General features: G+C 41.2%; 16 protein-coding genes. 7 read left to right on the top strand and 9 right to left on the bottom strand.

Features of this window, described 5'->3' with window-relative positions:
• Nucleotides 1-67 precede the first annotated feature (67 nt).
• Together H5114_RS18630 and H5114_RS18625 are read right to left on the bottom strand one after the other, a co-directional pair.
• Entirely contained in the window at nt 68-763 is a 696-nt protein-coding gene (locus H5114_RS18630) for a DUF3306 domain-containing protein (protein ID WP_182723743.1), read from the bottom strand.
• Nucleotides 760-1,227, bottom strand: a complete 468-nt coding sequence (locus H5114_RS18625; protein WP_124017772.1) for a DUF3305 domain-containing protein — start codon at nt 1,225-1,227, stop codon at nt 760-762. The genes H5114_RS18630 and H5114_RS18625 overlap by 4 nt, the downstream gene beginning before the upstream one ends.
• Before the next feature lie 341 nt (nt 1,228-1,568).
• Between H5114_RS18625 and H5114_RS18620 the strand changes: the two genes are divergently transcribed.
• Nucleotides 1,569-2,423, top strand: a complete 855-nt coding sequence (locus H5114_RS18620; protein WP_182723742.1) for a formate dehydrogenase accessory sulfurtransferase FdhD — start codon at nt 1,569-1,571, stop codon at nt 2,421-2,423.
• Here the strand turns inward: H5114_RS18620 and rlmF are convergent.
• Together rlmF and H5114_RS18610 are read right to left on the bottom strand one after the other, a co-directional pair.
• Nucleotides 2,420-3,502, bottom strand: coding sequence for a 23S rRNA (adenine(1618)-N(6))-methyltransferase RlmF (rlmF, locus tag H5114_RS18615; protein ID WP_182723741.1), 1,083 nt, complete (start codon nt 3,500-3,502; stop codon nt 2,420-2,422). The genes H5114_RS18620 and rlmF overlap by 4 nt on opposite strands.
• Nucleotides 3,502-3,903, bottom strand: a complete 402-nt coding sequence (locus tag H5114_RS18610; protein ID WP_124017775.1) for a flagellar basal body-associated protein FliL — start codon at nt 3,901-3,903, stop codon at nt 3,502-3,504. Before H5114_RS18610 ends, rlmF begins: the two co-directional genes overlap by 1 nt.
• A gap of 128 nt (nt 3,904-4,031) precedes the next feature.
• Between H5114_RS18610 and H5114_RS18605 the strand changes: the two genes are divergently transcribed.
• A complete protein-coding gene (locus H5114_RS18605; RefSeq protein ID WP_182723740.1) occupies nt 4,032-4,619 on the top strand; it encodes a chorismate lyase in 588 nt (195 codons plus the stop codon).
• 81 nt (nt 4,620-4,700) lie between these two features.
• On the opposite strand, the gene H5114_RS18600 is transcribed toward H5114_RS18605, so the two are convergent.
• The 3 genes from H5114_RS18600 to H5114_RS18590 form a co-directional block, all read right to left on the bottom strand.
• The gene (locus H5114_RS18600) at nt 4,701-7,544 is read right to left on the bottom strand and encodes an immune inhibitor A domain-containing protein (protein ID WP_182723739.1); all 2,844 of its coding nucleotides are present in this window, start codon (nt 7,542-7,544) and stop codon (nt 4,701-4,703) included.
• Nucleotides 7,541-7,852, bottom strand: a complete 312-nt coding sequence (locus H5114_RS18595) for a hypothetical protein (protein WP_182723738.1) — start codon at nt 7,850-7,852, stop codon at nt 7,541-7,543. The genes H5114_RS18600 and H5114_RS18595 overlap by 4 nt, the downstream gene beginning before the upstream one ends.
• Before the next feature lie 262 nt (nt 7,853-8,114).
• The gene (locus tag H5114_RS18590; protein ID WP_182723737.1) at nt 8,115-8,711 is read right to left on the bottom strand and encodes a YhgN family NAAT transporter; all 597 of its coding nucleotides are present in this window, start codon (nt 8,709-8,711) and stop codon (nt 8,115-8,117) included.
• A 317-nt stretch (nt 8,712-9,028) separates the two neighbouring features.
• Between H5114_RS18590 and H5114_RS18585 the strand changes: the two genes are divergently transcribed.
• The 3 genes from H5114_RS18585 (at nt 9,029) to hemN (ending at nt 13,081) form a co-directional block, all read left to right on the top strand.
• Nucleotides 9,029-10,615, top strand: coding sequence for a metal transporter (locus tag H5114_RS18585; RefSeq protein WP_182723736.1), 1,587 nt, complete (start codon nt 9,029-9,031; stop codon nt 10,613-10,615).
• Nucleotides 10,616-10,659: 44 nt separating this feature from the next.
• Complete coding sequence (locus H5114_RS18580) at nt 10,660-11,409, top strand: NRDE family protein (RefSeq protein ID WP_182723735.1); 750 nt, start codon at nt 10,660-10,662, stop codon at nt 11,407-11,409.
• Nucleotides 11,410-11,704: 295 nt separating this feature from the next.
• A complete protein-coding gene (gene hemN / locus H5114_RS18575; protein ID WP_124017782.1) occupies nt 11,705-13,081 on the top strand; it encodes an oxygen-independent coproporphyrinogen III oxidase in 1,377 nt (458 codons plus the stop codon).
• 70 nt (nt 13,082-13,151) lie between these two features.
• Here hemN and add read toward each other — a convergent pair whose 3' ends face one another.
• Nucleotides 13,152-14,150 carry an adenosine deaminase gene (gene add, locus H5114_RS18570; protein WP_124017783.1) on the bottom strand — a complete coding sequence of 333 codons (999 nt, stop codon included), beginning with the start codon at nt 14,148-14,150 and terminating at the stop codon, nt 13,152-13,154.
• 215 nt (nt 14,151-14,365) lie between these two features.
• On the opposite strand from add, the gene H5114_RS18565 reads away from it, so the two are divergent.
• Both H5114_RS18565 and H5114_RS18560 read left to right on the top strand, forming a co-directional pair.
• Entirely contained in the window at nt 14,366-16,174 is a 1,809-nt protein-coding gene (locus H5114_RS18565) for a DUF885 family protein (protein ID WP_182723770.1), read from the top strand.
• 60 nt (nt 16,175-16,234) lie between these two features.
• Entirely contained in the window at nt 16,235-17,209 is a 975-nt protein-coding gene (locus H5114_RS18560; protein ID WP_182723734.1) for an alpha/beta fold hydrolase, read from the top strand.
• On the opposite strand, the gene H5114_RS18555 is transcribed toward H5114_RS18560, so the two are convergent.
• Nucleotides 17,175-19,658: a bifunctional diguanylate cyclase/phosphodiesterase gene (locus tag H5114_RS18555; RefSeq protein WP_182723733.1), complete on the bottom strand. Its 2,484-nt coding sequence runs from the start codon at nt 19,656-19,658 to the stop codon at nt 17,175-17,177. The genes H5114_RS18560 and H5114_RS18555 overlap by 35 nt on opposite strands.
• Nucleotides 19,659-20,778: the final 1,120 nt, after the last annotated feature.

Raw genomic sequence — 20,778 nt, 5'->3', positions numbered from 1 at the left:
GTATAACTAGTTGTAAATCTTTACATAACGGCTTTCATCTAGGTCACATCATCCGTGACTGCTGTTATTACGCTTTCGCCTCATCACTGGCGACAGCTTGCTTTATCAGGTCATCATTGTGACAAAGCGGTTGTTCTTGTGGCGATATCGCCGCGGTTTGTGGTTCATCCTCTGGCTTATCTGCATCCGTTGAAGCAATAGACTCCTCTTCGGAAATCACTCTGGTTTGCTCAGAAAGTTCGGTTTTTGCCAAATCGGTTGGGGCTAAATCCGTTGGGGCAAGTTCTGTTGCAGATAAATCAGTCGATACGGCCTCTGGATCTAATTCAAGTTCTGGCGGTTCTTTTTTAATGACATAACGAAACACTTTACTGGCTAACTCAGCGGATACATCTGCTGACAATAGCGGTTGATTGGTATAATCCAGCGCATATTCGATAAGCCCATCAATGTGACCATATTGTGGCTGTTTCCATAAGGCTCTTAACGCTGCGGCTTTAGTGGTTGGATCAACACTTTTAGCCATAAAACGAGCAAAACTACCGCCGACTTCAATGGTACTGGGATCGGGTAACGGTTCAGACTCTGCCACCTCATCAGCATCTATCACGTTATTATCTTGGTCGACTTCCGCTGTTAGTATGTTGAAGTCATCAGGCTTTTCTCGCGCATGTTGCAATAATTCTTCTTGCTCAGCCTCTTCAGCAACCCGTTGACGTCTAATCTCCCAACGGTTAAGAAGACCTTTTGTGTTATCGCTCATTGGATTTTCCCGGAGTGATTTGCACTTGGACCTTCATTTTTACGACGATTAACATGCTTGCGTCGATGAGCACTGATCTCAACCTCGCCATGACGAGTGATAAATGCTTCTATCCAGCACGCAATTGCACTGGGCATAGGAATATTAAGCACGGGTGTATCAGATTCAAGGCAACCTGCACTGACATGTTGGTCGGCAGAAATCATTGCTGGTACCCAGGTACCGTCAATCAGTTCATCACAAACGATATAGAGCGTTGAATTATCCATATCGAGATTAATACGATAACTACCTCGTTGATCTTTATATAATTCAAGTGGTATTAAGACAGAGTTTTCAGGCTGCGGTTGTGTTGCAGGAACCATTTGGTCAAGTTCCCAGCGAACCGATGCCCAGCGCCCTACTTGGATTGGCACCTTTTTGAGTGAAACATACATCGGCCAAATCGTGTCGGTGTGTTGCATGGTAATGCTTACCTCTGACATGAAAGTGTGTATTGAAATACACTTGATTTGATTATTTATTAAAGTAAAAGCAAAAATAGTGCCAACTAAAAAGTAAATTAACTTTGAACTAGATCCCTAAATCCTTCATAAGGATAGGACAATATGTCCATAGTGTCATTTTAGATGGGACATAAATACACGGCAAAAATATTGAATTTGTAAAGATTTGCGCTAGATCACGCTTAGGCAAGTCGTTTTCAGTTTCGGGAATAATAATTGCTATGCTTTCTAATGTTGAAGCAAGTAAATGCTGCCACTCAGTCCATCAATTAAAGACCCATTAAGAGGCTATCTCACTTATGACTCAATCTGTTTCAGCCACATCTTTAGCGCGCGATGCGATAAAGTTTGTTAAAACCAATACTCAAGTACCACTGACCATTGCAGTGAAAGCGGTTAACGAACAAGGCGTAGTCGTCGATAAATTTGTTGCCTGTGAACGCCCATTAACTGTCTATTTAAATTGGCGTCCGATTGTGACCTTGATGACATTAGGCGCAAAACCTGAGTCATTAACTCTTGGTTATTTAAAAAACCAAGGGTTTATTAGCGATTTAAGTTTATTAGAGTCAGTTATTGTTGATTGGGATGTCAGTTCTGCTGCGGTGATCACCAAAGAAGTATCCGAAGATATTGAGCAGAAACTAGCCGAAAAGACAGTTACGTCCGGTTGTGGTCAAGGCACTGTTTACGGAGGATTTTTACAAGGATTAGATGACATAAGTTTACCGACTCCATCGCTGACACAATCGACTATTTATCATCTGCTCAGCAATATTAGTGCTTACAATGAAACCTATAAAAATGCAGGTGCAGTTCATGGATGTGGAATATGCCAAGATGAGAAAATTTTAGCCTTCGTTGAAGATGTAGGACGCCATAATGCCGTCGATACTTTAGCAGGCGATATGTGGTTGGATCAGCAATTAGGACACGATAAGATTTTCTATACTACCGGTAGGTTAACATCAGAAATGGTGATCAAAGTCGCCAAGATGGGCATACCAGTATTACTGTCGCGCAGTGGCGTGACTCAAATGGGTTTAGACTTGGCTAAGCAAATGGGCATCACCTTAATTGCTCGCGCCAAAGGCAGACATTTTTTGGTGTATCACGGCTGTGAGACCATCACATTTGATGCCATCAAAGATTAACGCCGTAATGTAGACCATTGTTGACGTAACGCTGGGGTTAAAAAACTCCACGCTAAAATGCGTGTGGCTTTATTACCTTGTGTCATCTCAATGGTTTTTACCTCAACGGCGTTTACCTGTTTGAGTAATTGATAACAAGGTTTAAGGTTTTCTGACTTTGACACTAATGAGGTAAACCATAGCACTTGGCTGGCATAGTCGCGGCTTTGTTTAATCATGTTGGTCAAAAATTTCTGTTCACCACCATCACACCATAACTCGGCTTTTTGACCGCCAAAATTAAGCGTAGGCTTGACTTGGCTCACGGCGAGTTGACTTGATTGTTGGCCATGCTTTTTCTGCTGGCTTTTAGCTAAATTGGTGACTTTACGTAATGTACCTGCCGATGCTTCAGCCAAGGAGCTATGAAACGGCGGGTTACACAAGCTGACATCAAACCGTTCATCTGCGCTAATGATACCCTTAAAGATATGCTCGGGTTGTTGCTGTAACCTTAACTGTAAATAAGTTGAAATTTGCGGATTTTGTTGGGCGATCTGGTCCACATTGTCGATAGAAACAGGGTCAATATCCGATGCGACAAATTGCCAACCGTAGCTTTGAATCCCTAATAATGGGTAAATACCATTGGCGCCCGTTCCAATATCTAAGCAATGAATACTCGCCCCTTTAATCACCTTGCCATTAACGGCTAATAAATCAGCAATGTAATGCAAATAATCAACACGACCAGGCACTGGCGGACAGAGATACCCATTAGGAATATCCCAACCTCGGATATTGTACTCACTCAATAATAAAGCGGCATTGAGACATTTTACCGCGTGAGGGTCGGCAAAATCGATAGAGGCGTTACCGTAAGGATTTGGACGAACAAAAGCGGCCAACGCAGGCACTGCGATTATCAGTGCGTCAAAATCATACCCCTGTTTATGGGCATTACGCGAATGTAACGCTTTTGACAGCACAGGTTTACTGGACACTGCTGAGGCGGAATGTCTTTTCACATCAGGCTTGTTTAGCGAGCGCTTAGTCATATCAGGATTTGCTCGCTGCAACTGCGTTATTGAACGAGCCATTAATCATATAAATATTTAGTAAAGAGTAAGTTAACCACAATAGGACGACCGACTTCTTGTTCCATTAAGCGGTTAATCATCTCATAGCATTCACGGCGAATTTCCTCACGTCCAGATAAGGATTTAACCTTTTCTTCCGATTGATTACCTAAAATCTCAACGATGGCCGAGCGAAGCAAAGGATCGTGATGCTCTAAGCTCATTAAATCATTAGGATCTTTTACCATCAATTCAACACTAATTTTAACAAAACCTAACTTTTTACGATTAGAAATATAGTTAGTAACAATATCAGGCTCAAAGCCATAATATGCATAATCTTCAACAGCAGGCTCATCTGCAGCATGGACATTAAATGCCAAACAACACAGCATAACTAACGTTGAAACCAATTTTTTCATAGTGAGATAAACTCCGTCGATGTGGAACGTTACTTAAATTAAGCTATATTGCTCACTCCCTTAGGAGTGTTTGCTCATCTTTGACATGATAGACTACTGCCGTTGACATATATTGTAACGAGTTTTAAATGAATGTGACCAGTACTAGCTTTCCTTATGGTGAATCAATTCATTGGTTTTCGCCACAAAAAATCGACTCATTGCCCCACAGCCAACTTAAAGACTGGTTATTAGCGACCGGAAGTTTAACCAAACGTCTTAAGACACACTGTAAACTCTTCGAAGTAAGAGTGTTAGGCGAGCATTTACTTCAGCCTCTAGCAGATGAATTTCCCACTCAAACAGATCCAGTTTGGATCCGAGAAGTATTATTGTGTCTTGATGGCATCCCATGGGTATTTGCCCGCACGCTGATCCCACAAATCATTCTCGACTCACAACACAAGAATAATGGTCATCTACCTAATGATTTCACCCGTCTTGGCACTCGTCCACTAGGTGAATTATTATTTAATAGCCCAGACATTACTCCCGGCAATATTGAAGTAGCCCAGTTTGAAACCTGCGGGCGTTTAGCTGCATTAGCCACCAGCTTAAATCAAAAAGTTAACAGTAGCTTATGGGGCCGTCGTCGCTATTTTAATCTGTATGGTTCACAACTGATTGTCAGCGAGATTTTTCTGCCTGCGGCGGTCGAATACATCAATCAAAGTTGAACAAGATTAACTCAGCCTCACTCGGCGATCTGGTATCGTTAATCTAAAAACGCCCTTGAGGGCGTTTTTAGAGGGTGATGATTAAACCCGCTTACGTAAGAAGCCAAACAAGCTCAGCATCAATATAGTTAGCCATCCCAAACTGCCACCGCTGCTGCCATTGTCAGTTGTCGTTGTAGACGTAGTAGCTGTAATTATTGGCGACGACACCGTTATAACTTGATTAGCCGTCACTTCATTACCAATAGAATCTGTGGTCACTAATGTAATGGTATAAGTCCCTGCTGTACTATAAGTATGGCTTGGATTTTCAACCGTGCTGCTACTGCTATCACCAAAATCCCACAAATAAGTCAAATTACCAAAACCTTGCTTAGACATATTAGTCAGCGCTACTGTTAGATCGGTTTGATTCAAGGTAAATGCAGCTAAAGGCTGAATCACCACTCTTATCGTGTCAGTTGCGGTGACAGTATTACCTGCCGCGTCAGTTACCAGCACACTGACAATATAGTCTCCCGATGCTGAATATGTGTAGCTTGGTGCAGTATCGCTACTAGTGGCATTGTTTTCCCCAAACGACCATGCATAGCTGTAATCACTGCCACCGCTGACAATCACATTAAAGCTAACATCGGCACCTGAAGCTTGCACTTTCATCTCGGCAACTAAGGATACTGGAGGCAACTCGCTGCTATCAGATAAGGCAAACTCAACGGTTGCAGTGCTGCTGTCGCTGGCTTGTTCAGTGATTTGCATGGTCAATCCAAGCTCTGGCAATATCATACCGGCTTGTTGTTTTAACGGCGCACTGTAATCGCGATTGTCGTCAAACAGAGACTCAGCGGCTAGGTGGCTGTCACCAACATAAGGACTTTGTGGGTACAAGCTAAATGCTGCGTCACGAATTTGCACATCAGTCCGCTGAGCACCAATCAAATTTTGGTCTGCATCGACGACACCAATTAAGCTTTTACCTGAGTGGTCTGAAACATTATTATCATTTTGGTTAAAATTTTCTAACCACAATAATACTCCCGGTTCATAATTGTCATAAACCAGTCCGGCATCTACACCTTGATGACTGCGTAATTGCACTATGTAACGTCTCGCTTTACCAGGAAGACTATCTTCAATACGGCTAAAACCAGACAATGTCGCCATACCATCAGCCTCAGCGCCATCAATATAAAACGCTGAACCTTGGTTAATTAACTGAATATCATCAATAGCCATACCATAATCGCCAACAGCTTCATCGGTTTTATAGACCACACTGATCTGCACATCTCGGCCGGCATAAGCACTCAAATCAAAGTTCATGTTAACCCAAGCATCTAAACCCGCTGCAGTACTAATGTTGCTCGATTTTCCGCTAATAAAGTTTTTTACTGCTGGATAAACGGCATTAGTTGAACTGGTGTAGTTACCTTCTATTGCTACGCTATCAACCAGAACTTGTACATAATCATAATCATCTTCAATATCCCAGTGAGCTTGAAATGATAATGCTAACGGCGTATCTAATGGTAATGACACATTGAACGACATGGCATTATTCATCATGTCACCTTGACCTGAATAATACTGATACTTACCTGTTAATGGCGCTTTAAAAGCGATATTTTCAGCAGGCAGCGCAATCGATAACTGGTTGATGGCATCACTATTTACTGCATGATTTAGCTTTACCGCAGTGCCACTACTGGTTAAATTAGCCAATGAAATATGCTGTTCATTAACCCACTTACCTTTGTACTTTTGTTGTAAAAAAGATTTTGCATAAGGGCTAAAGCCACTCGGTTGAGCCCCAGCAATACTGCCAGTCCAACTACCACCAGACATTAATGACCAAGCTCCTACAGGTGAACCATCGCCACTGTTAGTGGTGTCATACTCATCAGGCAAGCCTAAATCATGACCAAACTCGTGAGTACATACACCTGCGGCAGCATCGATAGGTTGTACTGTGTAGCCAAATACCTTTAAACCACCTCGCCCAGGAATAACATAGCCATTGGTGTTGGAATCCACATAAAATCTGTGCGACCAAATAGCATCATCAGCTAACACCCCACCACCAGCTTCTTCACCGATACTAGAATGAAACAACATTACATGGTCGATAATTCCGTCAGCTTCATCATAATTACCGTCGCCATCGATATCAAAAGGGTCTTCAATGTCATAACTCTCTAGCTCAGCATCGGTCATCCCAACGACAGCTTTCGTGACCGCCTCTTTGACGAGCTCAGGTACTGCATTATCGTCATCATTGCTATTATTACCGCCATAGTATGCGGCGTCGTGATCTGCTGTGACCCAATCTCTTACCTCTCCGGTAAAGTTGAAACTGTTACCCGATACCGCCTGAAAATACTGATAAGCCGATTGTAAAGTTTGGTTACTTGGACCTGCAAAACCGTTTTGTGAAAATAACAGTTGTTGATAATGTGCTGCTGGGTAGCTGCTGTAATACATGTCGCTATCGCCAGCCTTTAATTGGTTGGCATCATGAGGTAAATCTGGAAAGTCTACCAACACAGCTAACACCTTTACCGTTTTGGTAATATCTTGATCGGCTAACACTTTGTTATTTGCAGCAGTATATTGCGCACTTTTAGTGTTTTTTTGTGCTGCACGTTTAACCCGCAATTGTTCAGCTTTCACTTCAATCGCTGCAGGTTTGAATGTGGTGTGACGGCCACGGCTCACAAATTCGTCCACTGCCGCTTGTTTTTCAACATCACTGGCATCGGCTGCCACTTCACCACGTTTAATTAACCAGTACAGCACTTGCTGTTCATTAATCAATCCACCATCTGCTGGGGTGCCTGTTTGCGGAGCCGCAAGTGCTGCCATACTGCTACATGCCAGTAATAACGTTGAAACAATTAACCCTTGATATTTGGTCAACTTACTCATTTTAACTTCCCTGTATTAAGTGTTGGTTTGTGACATTTTTCAAATGCTTTTTGACGTTTGGTGATGTAATCAGCAACCATTTTATCGACTTGTACTTGGTCCATATCGGCGGTGATTAGTCCTTTCGCGCGCAAGTTTTCAATTAATTTAGTCCTATCACGTAAAGGCGGCATTGCACTTGGACCACAGTCTTTAATTAATGGTTTAGTTACGGCTGCTTGCTCGTCTACGTTTGATGCCACCGATGGATTTTGACAACCTTGCAAGGTCATAAAAGCCAGTCCCAGCATGACGATAATGTATTTCATAATTCACCCCAAACAATAATCACATGACATTAACAGCTGCAACCTATGGGTTACAATTAAATTAGACATTCTTTAATGTAAATGTTCCCGTTCGCTTAAAAATTAATATAAACGATGATTTATTCTGCTTCTAAAACAAAAAAGCCGACCCTATTAGGTCGGCTTTAACGCTCTACGAATAACCAGTACTAGGTAGACAGATTGATTTTTTAATCTTTCGAACGAAGTGTATAGTCTGTAAAACCTATCGAGAAATAATGGCTTAATTCGTGGCGAAATTAATATAATTCGATATCCCATCAAGTAACATTTGTACCGAGATCATCACTAAAACCATCCCCATTAACCGCTCTACTGCGATTAAGCCTTTCTCACCAAGTATGCGAGTAAACAACTTGTAAAACATTAAAATAACCGCACTCATTCCCCATGCTGAGACCAGTGCTATGGTCCAATCAATCATACGACTACTATCTGTGTGCGCCAGTAATATTAATGCCGCCAAAATAGATGGTCCTGCCATTAATGGGATTGCCATAGGGACAATAAAAGGCTCTTCCCCGGCGGCTAATCCAGCAACACCGCCTGGCGATGGGAAAATCATTTTAATCGCGATTAAGAACAAGATAATGCCGCCCGCAATACTCACGGATTCAGAACGTAAGTTGAGAAAGTTAAGGATAGCTTCGCCAGCATACAAAAAAGACAACATAATAATAAGCGCAAACAATAGCTCACGGATTAAGACTTTACGACGTTTTTTGGGGTCAATATGACGTAATATGGAAGCAAATATAGGTAAATTACCTAGCGGATCCATAATCAAGAACAACATGACAGCTGCAGAAAAAATATCCATGGACAACAATCTTTTAATTAAAAAACATAGGCTACATTGTATACCTAACAGCACAATATTTGCGATGCAAACCACTACTTTATTGCTAATCGTAAGGTGATCGTCGTAAATGATTGCAACAAATACCCCCGAATAAATAGTCGCACCACTACTACCAAAGTTATGATCTAAAAAACTTTTTCAACCTCATGCCCAAAAACGCGATCAAAATTAGCCCCCCTCTTTAGGTAAATTTTTCAGCTTAATAGATTCACACGCTACAATACTGGTTTAAAATGATATACTGCGTTGTTTTTTTCGATTGATTTCTGGATAACATGCTCTATCTAATTGCTAGTTGTGTTGCACTGCTGTTTGGGCCACTTTTTTATCGCTTCTTCGCATCAGGTAGCGGGTTGCAAAAAGGCTTAGATGGGTTCATTTTTGTCTCTCTTGGCGGATTAGTGCTCATCCATATTTTGCCTGAGCTATTGGAGCATGGTGGGTTCATCACGCTATTGTTTGTCATGCTCGGCGTTTGGGGACCAACAGCCAGTGAAAAGCTGTTTCATCGCTATTCAGATATCACCCATAACATCACTCTCACATTAGGTATTGCCGGGCTCCTGTTACACACAGTGACCGACGGTGGAGCCATGGTCTTGGCGCAACAGGATGGCAATTCAACACTGCTGGCCTTAGGCGTGATCATGCATCGCTTACCTGTTGGTGTCGCCATTTGGTGGTTACTCAAACCACAAGTGGGGAATCGATGGGCCAGTGCTGTATTAGCGGCAATGATGATATTAACCAGCGTCGGCTACTTTGCAGGTGAACACCTATTAGCCCAGTTGAGCCTTGAAAATACCGTTTATTTGCAAGCCTTTGTTACCGGCTCAATTTTACATGTGGTATTACATCAACCTCATGGTCATCAACAAGAAGACAAGCAGGGCAAATATCAATACCAAGCCGGTATTGGCAGTTTATTAGGCTTAGGATTATTAGCGCTACTGCTATTGATGGATACTGGCGGCCATGAACATGCTCATCAAAATCATGGTTCAGAGCAATTTATGAGTTGGTTACTGACCATTTCACCGATTTTATTAGGCAGCTATTTTATTGCTACGGCTCGATTTGCATCTGGTTTACGCCCCTCTCATCCGTCCTTGGGACTACGTTGGTTACAGCGATTAGCGGGGCCGGAAGCATTATTAATTACCATCTTATTATTAGGGCCTTGGTTTGCGCTTTATCAAGCTCTGGGATTATTCGCGATAGGGGCACTCATGACCCTAACTCAAGTCGAGATAACCGACCCACATCCAACAGCATCAGAGTCACCATGGCGTTTTGGTTTTGGTCAATTAGTCGACCGAAGTGCGCCTTGGATAATTCTTAGTTTAGTACTAGCAAATCTGATTGGTCATCCATCTGTACCACTAGCAAACCCTGCATTGCAGGTATTTATTTTATTGTTAGTCTTTTTACCAATGCGTTTTTGTAATTTAGGCACGGTAATTTTGGCTTTATCTCTGGCTTACAGTGGTTGGAGCCAAATTGCGGTAGCCTTTACTTTATTGGCCGCACCAGTAATTAGTATTGGTCAATTGAAGTTAATGAATTGGAAACAAGGGCTGATGTTAGGCGGAATTTTACTGCTAGGATTAATGGCAGCAGACCAATTCACATTGAGTTCAACATTAACATTACACTTACCAGAGTCTGCAAACATTGTTGGTTTAGTGGCCATAGTTTTATTGTTTGGTGCCAGTTTACTTAGGCTCGGGCCGCGCAAATTTTTAAGCCGTTTGATGATTAACCTCAAATCAGTGTCACATTCACATGATCACGGCCATCCATCAGACATTAAAGCGCCACATCATCATGACTCAGCATCGACACATAAACATCATCATTAATCTATTTAGTCGCTAATGATGACAATATATTTAAGGGGGCCGCTATGTGTATTTTATTTATTGCCGTTGAGGCGCATCCCGACTACCCCTTAATTATTTGTGCAAACCGTGACGAATTTCATCACAGAGCAACTGAACCAGCGTATCGCTGGCCAACTCATCCTGCCATTATTGCTGGGCAAGACAAGCAAGCTGGCGGCACTTGGTTAGGCATTAATGAGCAAGGCCAATTTGCAGGAATAACCAATATTCGCTCCATTGAACTGCAAAATGGCGTTCGCAGTCGTGGAGAATTAGTGGTTGATGCGCTAACAAAACAGCACGTTAATAGTCAATGGCTAGCTGAACACTCGGTTAATTATAATCCGTTTAATTTAGTCTTCGAACACCACAACCAACTCCTCTGCTTTAACAGTAAAACATCAACTACCACTATACTCGAGCCTGGATTTCATGCGGTAAGTAACGGCGCATTGGATGATATATGGCCTAAAATGGCTAAAGGCCAGCAACAGCTGCAAACCTATATCAAGCAAATGCAGACACCTTGCATAGACCAATTACTCGCTATCATGCGAGATACCTCACAACCAAAGGATCAAGATTTACCTCAAACTGGTATTAGCCTTGAATGGGAACGTCTATTGTCTGCTATTTTTATCCAGCATGAAGAATACGGTACTCGCTCAACCAGCATAGTGTTGAAACATAAAAGCGGAAATGTACAACTTACTGAAGTGAGATATGATGGTAAAGCGCGTAATTTAGGTACTCAGCACTTTAGTATTAACTAACCGCAACAGGGCTAATAGATGAAACCTGTTGGCTAAAATCATCACCTTTGACCTCACCGATATCCCAATCTAAGGTTAACTTCACCCTTAAGACTGACTTACTGCTCAATACCTCTCACATTGGCTATCGCAAACTGTGACCCACCCCGCATTACCACTAAGATTCAATATAAGACTTAGCTCAAGTGCCTTTATTCCACTAGGCAACATTCATTTTTACAACCTAGATCAAGGTTATTTGATCATGAACATTGCATAATTCGCCTGTTGCTAATTTACCACCGGAGGACACGCCTTGAAGCAGCCCACTCAGATTAGTTGGGATCAGTCGATGATCGAAAAATACAATTACAGCGGTCCCCGTTATACTTCTTACCCGACCGCACTAGAGTTTGACGATGCCTTTACTGAGCAGAATTTACTGACATCCATTCAAAACAGTAAATCAGACAAACTGTCGCTTTACGTACATATCCCTTTTTGCGCTAAGCTTTGCTATTACTGTGGTTGTAATAAAATTATTACTCGCCACGCACACAAAGCCGATCAATACATTGAATATCTGGCCACTGAAATTATTAAACGTGCACCATTATTCAAAAATTACACCGTAACCCAAATGCATTGGGGTGGCGGTACACCTACATTTTTAAACCCTGAACAAATTCTAAAACTGACCGCACTGATTAAAGAACACTTTAATTTTGCAGATGTGGGTGAATACTCTATTGAAGTCGACCCTAGAGAAATCGAGCTGAGCATGCTTGATACCTTAAAAGAAGCTGGGTTTAACCGAGTGTCTATTGGTGTACAAGATTTTAATAAAGCAGTACAGGTTGCCGTTAACCGTGAGCAAGACGAACAATTTATTTTCGACTTAATGGCTAGAGCAAAAGAACTCGGGTTTGTGTCAACTAACGTTGACTTAATTTATGGATTACCGCTACAAACTCCCGAAACGTTTGCTAAAACGATAGCCCGAATTATTGAGCTTTCTCCCGATCGTCTATCTGTCTTTAACTATGCACACTTGCCATCGCGTTTTGCGGCGCAGCGTAAAATTAAAGAAGTCGATATGCCATCGCCACAACAGAAATTAGATATGCTGCATCAAACGATTGAATCGTTAACCGCAGCAGGTTATCAATTTATTGGTATGGATCATTTTGCCAAGCCCAATGATGAGTTAGCAAAATTACAAAATGCCGGTAAATTACATCGTAATTTCCAAGGTTATACCACCCAAGAAGAATGTGACTTACTTGGTTTAGGAGTGTCATCTATTAGCCAAATTGGCGATTGTTATGCCCAAAACCAAAAAGACATTCGTCCATATTACGAAGCGATTGATGCTAATGGTCATGCTTTGTGGAAAGGGTGTAGTTTAAATCACGATGACGAAATTCGCCGTGCGGTAATTAAACAAATTATCTGCCATTTTGATTTAGACATGGCCAAAATTGAACAAAAATTTGCGATAAACTTTGAAGAATATTTTGTGGAAGATCTCAAACTATTACAAACTTTTATCGATGATAAGCTCGTCAATATTACTGACAGAAAGCTCACAGTAAGCCCGACCGGTCGGCTACTTATTCGTAATATTTGCATGTGCTTTGATGTCTATTATCGCCAAAAAGCCCGTCAACAGCAGTTTTCAAGAGTAATTTAACTCACTGTTTATACAAAGTAGAATACAAAAATAGCCAGCATTTGCTGGCTATTTTATTCATACTCGCTATTTACTTAGCTTTTTTAGCGTATAACGCTTTGCGGTCACTGTCAGACATAAAGGCCATTTCAACACCATTACGTTGCAATGTCGCCAGTTGACTATCACTGAAACCCATTTCAGATTTAACCACACGATATTCATGCGCGATATCAATAGCGCTCACACCTGGGTCATCGGTATTAAGACCAATCAATACACCTGCGTCCATAAATTTACGCAGTGGATGAACATCATAATCTTTAACGGTAGACGTATGTAAGTTGCTGGTTGGGCATGACTCAATTCCAATACGATGCTTAGCCAAATACTCCATCAACTTAGGATCATGAATCGCATTCACGCCATGGCCAATTCGTGTCGCACCCAGAACGTTAATGGCTTGCCACATACTTTCAGCACCCGCGGCTTCGCCAGCATGAGCAGTAATGTGTAATCCTGCATCTCTAACACGCTTAAAGTGCTCAGTAAATAAGTCGCCAGGAAAACCAAGTTCATCTCCGGCTAGGTCCATCGCGACAATGCTGTCACGATGAGCAAGTATGCCTTCAAGCTCTAAGCGACATTTTTCTTGTCCAAATGAACGCGACATAATACCGATCAGGTTAATCTGAATATCACGCTCTTTTACACCGGCACGTACGCCATCGATAACGGCTTCAACGACACCTTCAATGGGCAAATTATGATTCATCGCCATGTAATATGGACTAAAACGCAACTCAGCGTAATCTAAACCTTGTGATGCTGCATCAATAACATTCTCATAGGCAACACGTTTCACAGCATCCAGATCAGCTAATACAGCCACCATCCAATCGAGTTTCTTCAGAAAATCCACTAGATTGTTTTCTTTACCTTGGATTTGCACAAATGGCGCAAGCTCTTCAAGCGAATTAGCGGGTAGCTGAATACCGTGTTGATGGCCTAATTCCCAAATGGTTTTTACATTAACATTGCCGTCTAAATGTCGATGCAAATCAACCAGCGGAATGGTTTTATCTATCATAATTAACCCCTATAAACTTACCCTGCCGTTAGTTTAGTTTTGTCGGTCAGAGAATAGCACTAAGTTTAACATGTATTGATATAAATTCTGATGACCAATATTTTTATATGGAATCTATGACAGCAAAAAAACATACTTACTTGTGATGTGTTTTTTATGCTTAAATCGGGCATACTCTAATGCTGACAAACAGATTAAAACATCAAGGACTATCGATGCGCTTACTGATCCTACCGGTACTGATAATGTTAAGTTTATCGGCTTGTAATAGCTATACGCCGACGACTCAAGTTAATGAATCAATCGTAGGCCAACAGACACTGATAGCGCCAGATTTGCAAGTGATTATAGACCAGAGTTGGGCTCTTAATTTAGCCTATTCTCCAGAGTTAGCCGCCAGTTTAGGTGATGCGACAGCAGCAGGAAAGCTTGACGATTTATCTGCAGAAACCTTAGCAAAAAAAAACCAACAGACTGTCGAAATTCTCAATACACTCAAACAACTTGATCGAACACAGTTATCAAAATCTGATGTCATCAATGCCAAAATCTTGCAAGACCAGCTACAAAATGACGTCGATATGTATCATTTTCATGACCACTATTTACCTATTACGGCAGAAAGTGGTTTCCATGCTTACATCGCATCGATTGCTAAAGCGCGTTTCAGTAGTGTTGAGGATTATCAGCATTATTTAGCCAAACTTAAACAACTACCGCGCTATTTTGCTCAGCAAACATACTGGCTCAAACAAGGCTTAGCCAGTGGCATCACCCCAGCAAAAATCACCTTAAATGGTTTTGAAGACAGCATTAGCGCGTTTATTGTGCCTGTTGAGGCCAGTGGTTACTTTACGCCGTTTACCCACTATCCAGAGTATTTTAGCGCAGTAGAAAAGCAAGCGTTAACCAAACAAGGTCGGGAAACTGTTGAGCAAATTGTACTGCCACTTTATCAGCAGTTTTATGATTTTATGACTCAAGAATATATTCCCAATGCACGGGTAGATATTGCCGCCTCCGCCTTACCGGATGGTAAAGCTTTTTATCAAAACAGAGTGGAATATTACACTACACTGCCTATGACAGCAGATGAAGTCCATCAACTTGGATTGCAAGAAGTCGCGCGAATAAGAGCAGAAATGGAGCAAGTCATTAAAGATGTTGGCTTTCAGGGCAGTTTTGCTGAATTTTTAGCATTCTTACGCACCGACCCACAGTTCTATCCCAAAACGGCAGATGAGCTACTTAAAGAAGCAGCGTTTATTGCCAAAAAAGCCGATGCCATATTGCCTAAGTATTTTGGAAAATTACCCCGCACCCCTTATGGTATTGTGCCAGTGCCCGCAGAAATAGCACCTAAATATACTACTGGGCGCTACTCTGGCTCAAACCGTGACGACGAGCCCGGCTATTATTGGGTCAATACTTATGCCTTGGATAAACGACCACTTTACGAGCTAGAAGCATTAACGTTACATGAAGCCGTTCCAGGGCATCATTTGCAAATTTCACTCAATAAAGAGCTCACTGACTTACCCAATTTTAGACGTTACAGTTACATCTCTGCATTTGGTGAAGGTTGGGGTTTATACTCAGAATATTTAGGTGTTGAAGCAGGGTTTTATCGAGACCCTTATAGCAACTTTGGCCGTTTAACCTATGAAATGTGGCGGGCAGCGCGACTAGTCGTTGATACAGGCATGCACGCTAAAGGTTGGAGTCGCCAGCAGGCGATCGACTTTATGGCCAGTAATACAGCCCTTTCAATGCACAACGTCACCACGGAAATCGATCGCTATATTTCTTGGCCGGGCCAAGCGCTATCATACAAAATTGGTGAATTAACCATAAAACGCTTGCGCGCCAAAGCTGAGAAAGCATTAGGAAAGGATTTTGATATCAGAAAGTTCCATGATGCTATTTTAGAAAATGGCTCCATCCCAATGACGGTACTAGAGCAAATGGTTGATGAGTTTATCACTCGCCAGCAGGCGAAGATAGAAGAGACAAGCAAGGTATAAATTAAACAACACTCAGAAATTAAATATTATTTTAGATTCAAACATACTGGCTTAATCACAATGCATTACATGAAATTTTCATCAGAATTAAAACTCGATACCAGCGAACAGCGACACTTTTGGCAGCAAGTACAGCAATCGAGTTTCTGTACTCCTGATAATATAAACATTGCCTATGCAATGATCGAACACCCCAATAAGCAACGCGCTATCGTGATCAGCAATGGCAGAGTTGAATCTTATTTAAAGTATCAAGAATTGATGTTTGATTTGTATCAACAAGGATTCAGCGTTTACGCTTTAGATCATCGAGGCCAAGGCTTATCAGATAGACTCACCCATAATCCATTTCAGGGTTATGTAGAAAACTTTAGCGATTACACTGCTGACTTGGCTCAATTTATCGAGCAAATAGTTAGTCCACAACAGCATGATGAGTTATTTTGTATCGCCCACTCAATGGGCTGTACCATCGCAAGTGATTACCTTAATCAATACCCACAAACATTTGCAGCAGCGGTATTTTCAGCACCAATGTTTGGTATACGGCTACCGTTTGCGAAATCACTTGTCCATTGGTTAGCTCAAAAACTTGATAACAATCGCCTTGAAGCAGGTAAAGTGCACAGTACATTTGTGCTTGGTGGTACTCATTACAAACCCGATAGCTTTAAGCGAAATCTTCTCACTCATAGCCAATATCGCTACCAGCACTATCGCAACGTGTTTGAGGAAAATCCTCAGGTGCAATTGGGCTCGCCCACGAATCATTGGTTACTTGAAGCAATGAATGCGGCGCAGAGCACGATTAGCCATGCTAAAAACAGCGAAACCCCGATATTAATCTTGCAAGCTGAGAAAGATAGGATTGTATGTAACGAGTCACAAAATCAAACACTCAGTAATCATTGTCACAAAGTCGTCATTGAAGGCGCGTATCACGAGGTGTTTATTGAAAGTGATAAAATGCGTAATATTGCGCTTTCTTATGCTATCGATTTTATGGCACAACACTCAAAGATAGCTGAGTCTTAATCAATTGAATGATGTCGTCATTATCTAATGGCCTACTAATAATATAACCTTGGAACCAAGTACATTTTGCGTGTGTTAATAAATTAAGTTGCTGCTTATTCTCCACCTGTTTAGCCACAACTGGGAAATTTAATTTAGCTGCAAACTCAATAATAGCATTAACAATATTGAAGGTTTCAGGGTTAAATTCAATGTCTTCAAGGTAAACGGCTGCTAGTTTCACTTGTGAAAAGCGAATACCTTGCAGCAAATAAACAGCACAAGATCCGCTGCCAAAATTATCCATCGCAATATTGATACCAAATCGTTGTAACTCAGCAATTTTGTTTTTAGCGACACTCGCATTTACCACAAACACATCTGCCGCTAATTCAAATTGAAGTAACGATGGAGATATTTGTGCCGCGTTAATTCGATTCATTATCACATTAGCAAAGTGATCTTGATGAAAATGGCGTGAAGATATATTTAACGACATTATGGGAATAGTTGCATTAGCTTGTTGAAGTGTTTTAATCATTTCACAAACTTGATCTAGCGCCCACAACTCTAACTCAAAGATACAGTCAGACAACTCAGCAGATGTAATAAACTTGCGTGGGCTAATGTAGCCATACTGCGGATGATACCAACGCATCAAGACTTCTACACTATTGAGCTGTCCAGCCTGATCGACAACGGGTTGATAGACTAAAGACATTTGCTGATTATGAATCGCAAGTTTCAATTCGTTTTGTAATTTAAATGGTTGAACCTGATGCTGAACAGATTCAGATTGATAAATAGCACAACCATTAGAACGACTCTCTTTTGCTTGTTCTAAAGCGCTGTCGACACGTGCCAGTAATACTTGCGGCTCTAAAGACTCAATACCATCAAAAACAACTAATCCAATCCGAGCGGTAATGGATAAATTTTGATCTGAAATAGTAAAACTACGCCCAATCAACTGTCTAACTTCGCTTGCCAATGCTAGCGCACGCTTATTTGCTTGATCGATATCATTACCAAAGTTTTTGACTAAAAAGACAAATTCATCAGCGCCAAGGCGTGCAACTTGGCCAACACTGGAAAAAGTAGCTGATAACCTTGCCGCTATCTGCATTAATAATCGGTCACCAAGCTGGCGTCCCAAGCCATCATTAATTAATTTAAAATTATCTAAATTAATCATCAACAGTGCAGAGAACTGGCCAGTTTCACGACTGAAAACTTGTAGGTCGAACAGTTGATCAGCTAATAGGTCACGATTAATGATATCCGTAAGGCCGCTATGACTTTGTTTTTCATTGGTAATTGATTGATTTTTAACATCATCAGAAACATCTGTTATCGTACCAATAATACGCAGTGGTCGACCGAGTTCATCCCACTCAACAATTTTCCCACGATCAAGAATCCAAATATAACGGCCATCTTTATGGCGCAAACGGTAAACACTCTCATAATATTCATGTTGATTCTGAATGTAATTCTGTAGTGTATTTAAAACTTGTGCTTTATCATCGCGATGTAAACGAGATTCCCACACAGAATAATCATTATCGAGCTCATAAGGCTGATAGCCTATGATATCTTTCCAACGATCAGAAACAAACACATCACCAGTAGAAATACACCAATCCCAAATACCATTACGTGCCCCCTCAACAGCAAATAGCCAGCGTTGCTCAGCATCATTAAGACGCTTCTTACTTCGAGATAGTCGCCCATTAACTTGATTTAGATAATCTCGTAAGTTAACCAACTCAGTTGATGCACACACAATATCAGTATTAAAATCAGGTGAATCAAGGTTTTTGGCGGCTTGGCTTAATTGACTCAATGGCCGAATAAGCAAATAGTGCAACATCACGCAAAATAACGACAGTAACAAAGCGCCTATGCCCCATATCTCCATAAAACGCTTTAAGAGACTATCAACAGCTTCAGCTAATATATTAGCAATGTCATATTCTAAGTAAATCAGTTCAACGGAGTTTGAATAACTGTAACGTGAATTCGCATTAACAGGGTAGTAGGCTTGGATAGATAGACGATCAAAGTTAACCTTTAAATAAGATTTATTATTGCTGACAACACTTCTGTGCAAATCAGCAGAATAACCTTCTAACACATTGGTAGCATTACTTTCTCGCCAAATAATATGGTTCGCAAATTGAATCTTACTATCTGAATCAAGGATCACATAGACCATCATATTCTGATCGGTTGAAACTAACGCAACCTCTTGCTCTATCCGTTCAGGATCTTGCATCAATATTGAAGATTCAACCACATGACGCATTCTGAATAAGTCTTTCTGTATTTGCTCTGATTGTCTTAATGCCAACTGATCATTTAGCTCAGCATGCTCATAAAAATACTCTCCAGATACTAAGCCGAAGTAGAGGGTGAAAACACACACAGGGACAATTATAGACAGAGAAATTTTTGGCAAACGAGGCAAAATAAACCCACCCAATTAAATATATGAAGATACGCTAACGGTTATCTTATCAACAAGTAAAGCAATAGTTATGAAGACGAATAACATATACAAAATAAAAAACTATTGATTTATTAGGAGCTTTAAATCGATCTACATACTCTACCTTGTTTCTGCTGTAAGTGTAATTTTATTTACCTAGATAAAACATGCACCATGACAATAAACACTCAGGATATTATTGGTGTAACGTACTCTAAAATAAATCAAACGAAACAACTTATTGCATAACGCTAAGCTTTATCTAATCAAACTGCAAAACAATGAGATGACTAGATTAACCATCTAACAGCCAAATGTGAACAAGTAGACAATAAGTTATTTAGGTTAACTAAGGTTCAATGTTAGTCAGTTAGAGCAAAAGCCTGATACATCAGTTTGTAGCGTACAGCCATCATCTCTCATCTGAGCATATCGATCATACGGCAATAATGTTTTACTTAATGTGCACAGGTAAACATCAGATAACTCAAAGTATTTTAACTATAGACGTAAAATTACGGACACTCGCATGGGCATATCAACAACACAGGCCAATGGTTTAGGTCCAAGAACTACTTTAAATCTCAAATTACAGACGTAAAAAAACCCGCTACATAATAGCGGGCTGTTTCACGACTCTTTCAAGTCAAATAGGCGCCTAGAAATAACTCACTTTCGCATGGGCATACTGGCCACACTGACTAATTGCTTAGGTTTAAAGCACAAAACAAAAAGGCCACTCGAGTAGAGTGGCCTTGCTGTAGCATTTAGCGCCTGGAAATGACCGACTCTCGCATGGGCATATCATCCACACGGGTCAATGGTTTAGGTCCAAGAACGGCTTTCAGCCACAAATTGCAGACGTAAAAAAGCCCGCTACATAATAGCGGGCTGTTTCACGACTCTTTCAAGTCAATTAGGTGCCTGGAAATAACTCACTCTCGCATGGGCATACTGGCCACACTGACTAATTGCTTAGGTTTAAGGCACAAAACAAAAAGGCCACCCTATTAAGGTGGCCTTGCTGTTTTATTTGGCGCCTGGAAATGACCTACTCTCGCATGGGGAGACCCCACACTACCATCGGCGATACTGTGTT

The organism is Shewanella sp. SR43-8, from assembly GCF_014163775.1.
In the GTDB taxonomy this organism is placed as follows: domain Bacteria; phylum Pseudomonadota; class Gammaproteobacteria; order Enterobacterales; family Shewanellaceae; genus Shewanella; species Shewanella vesiculosa.
This window is presented reverse-complemented; position numbering and strand designations above follow the sequence as displayed.

Coding starts and splice junctions, on each gene's coding strand:
- H5114_RS18560 (WP_182723734.1), top strand. CDS start 16,235: ATGCATTACATGAAATTTTCATCAGAATTAAAACTCGATACCAGCGAA.
- H5114_RS18565 (WP_182723770.1), top strand. CDS start 14,366: ATGCGCTTACTGATCCTACCGGTACTGATAATGTTAAGTTTATCGGCT.
- H5114_RS18630 (WP_182723743.1), bottom strand. CDS start 763: ATGAGCGATAACACAAAAGGTCTTCTTAACCGTTGGGAGATTAGACGT.
- H5114_RS18610 (WP_124017775.1), bottom strand. CDS start 3,903: ATGAAAAAATTGGTTTCAACGTTAGTTATGCTGTGTTGTTTGGCATTT.
- H5114_RS18625 (WP_124017772.1), bottom strand. CDS start 1,227: ATGCAACACACCGACACGATTTGGCCGATGTATGTTTCACTCAAAAAG.
- add (WP_124017783.1), bottom strand. CDS start 14,150: ATGATAGATAAAACCATTCCGCTGGTTGATTTGCATCGACATTTAGAC.
- H5114_RS18600 (WP_182723739.1), bottom strand. CDS start 7,544: ATGAGTAAGTTGACCAAATATCAAGGGTTAATTGTTTCAACGTTATTA.
- H5114_RS18580 (WP_182723735.1), top strand. CDS start 10,660: ATGTGTATTTTATTTATTGCCGTTGAGGCGCATCCCGACTACCCCTTA.
- H5114_RS18590 (WP_182723737.1), bottom strand. CDS start 8,711: ATGGATATTTTTTCTGCAGCTGTCATGTTGTTCTTGATTATGGATCCG.
- rlmF (WP_182723741.1), bottom strand. CDS start 3,502: ATGGCTCGTTCAATAACGCAGTTGCAGCGAGCAAATCCTGATATGACT.
- H5114_RS18605 (WP_182723740.1), top strand. CDS start 4,032: ATGAATGTGACCAGTACTAGCTTTCCTTATGGTGAATCAATTCATTGG.
- H5114_RS18585 (WP_182723736.1), top strand. CDS start 9,029: ATGCTCTATCTAATTGCTAGTTGTGTTGCACTGCTGTTTGGGCCACTT.
- H5114_RS18595 (WP_182723738.1), bottom strand. CDS start 7,852: ATGAAATACATTATCGTCATGCTGGGACTGGCTTTTATGACCTTGCAA.
- H5114_RS18620 (WP_182723742.1), top strand. CDS start 1,569: ATGACTCAATCTGTTTCAGCCACATCTTTAGCGCGCGATGCGATAAAG.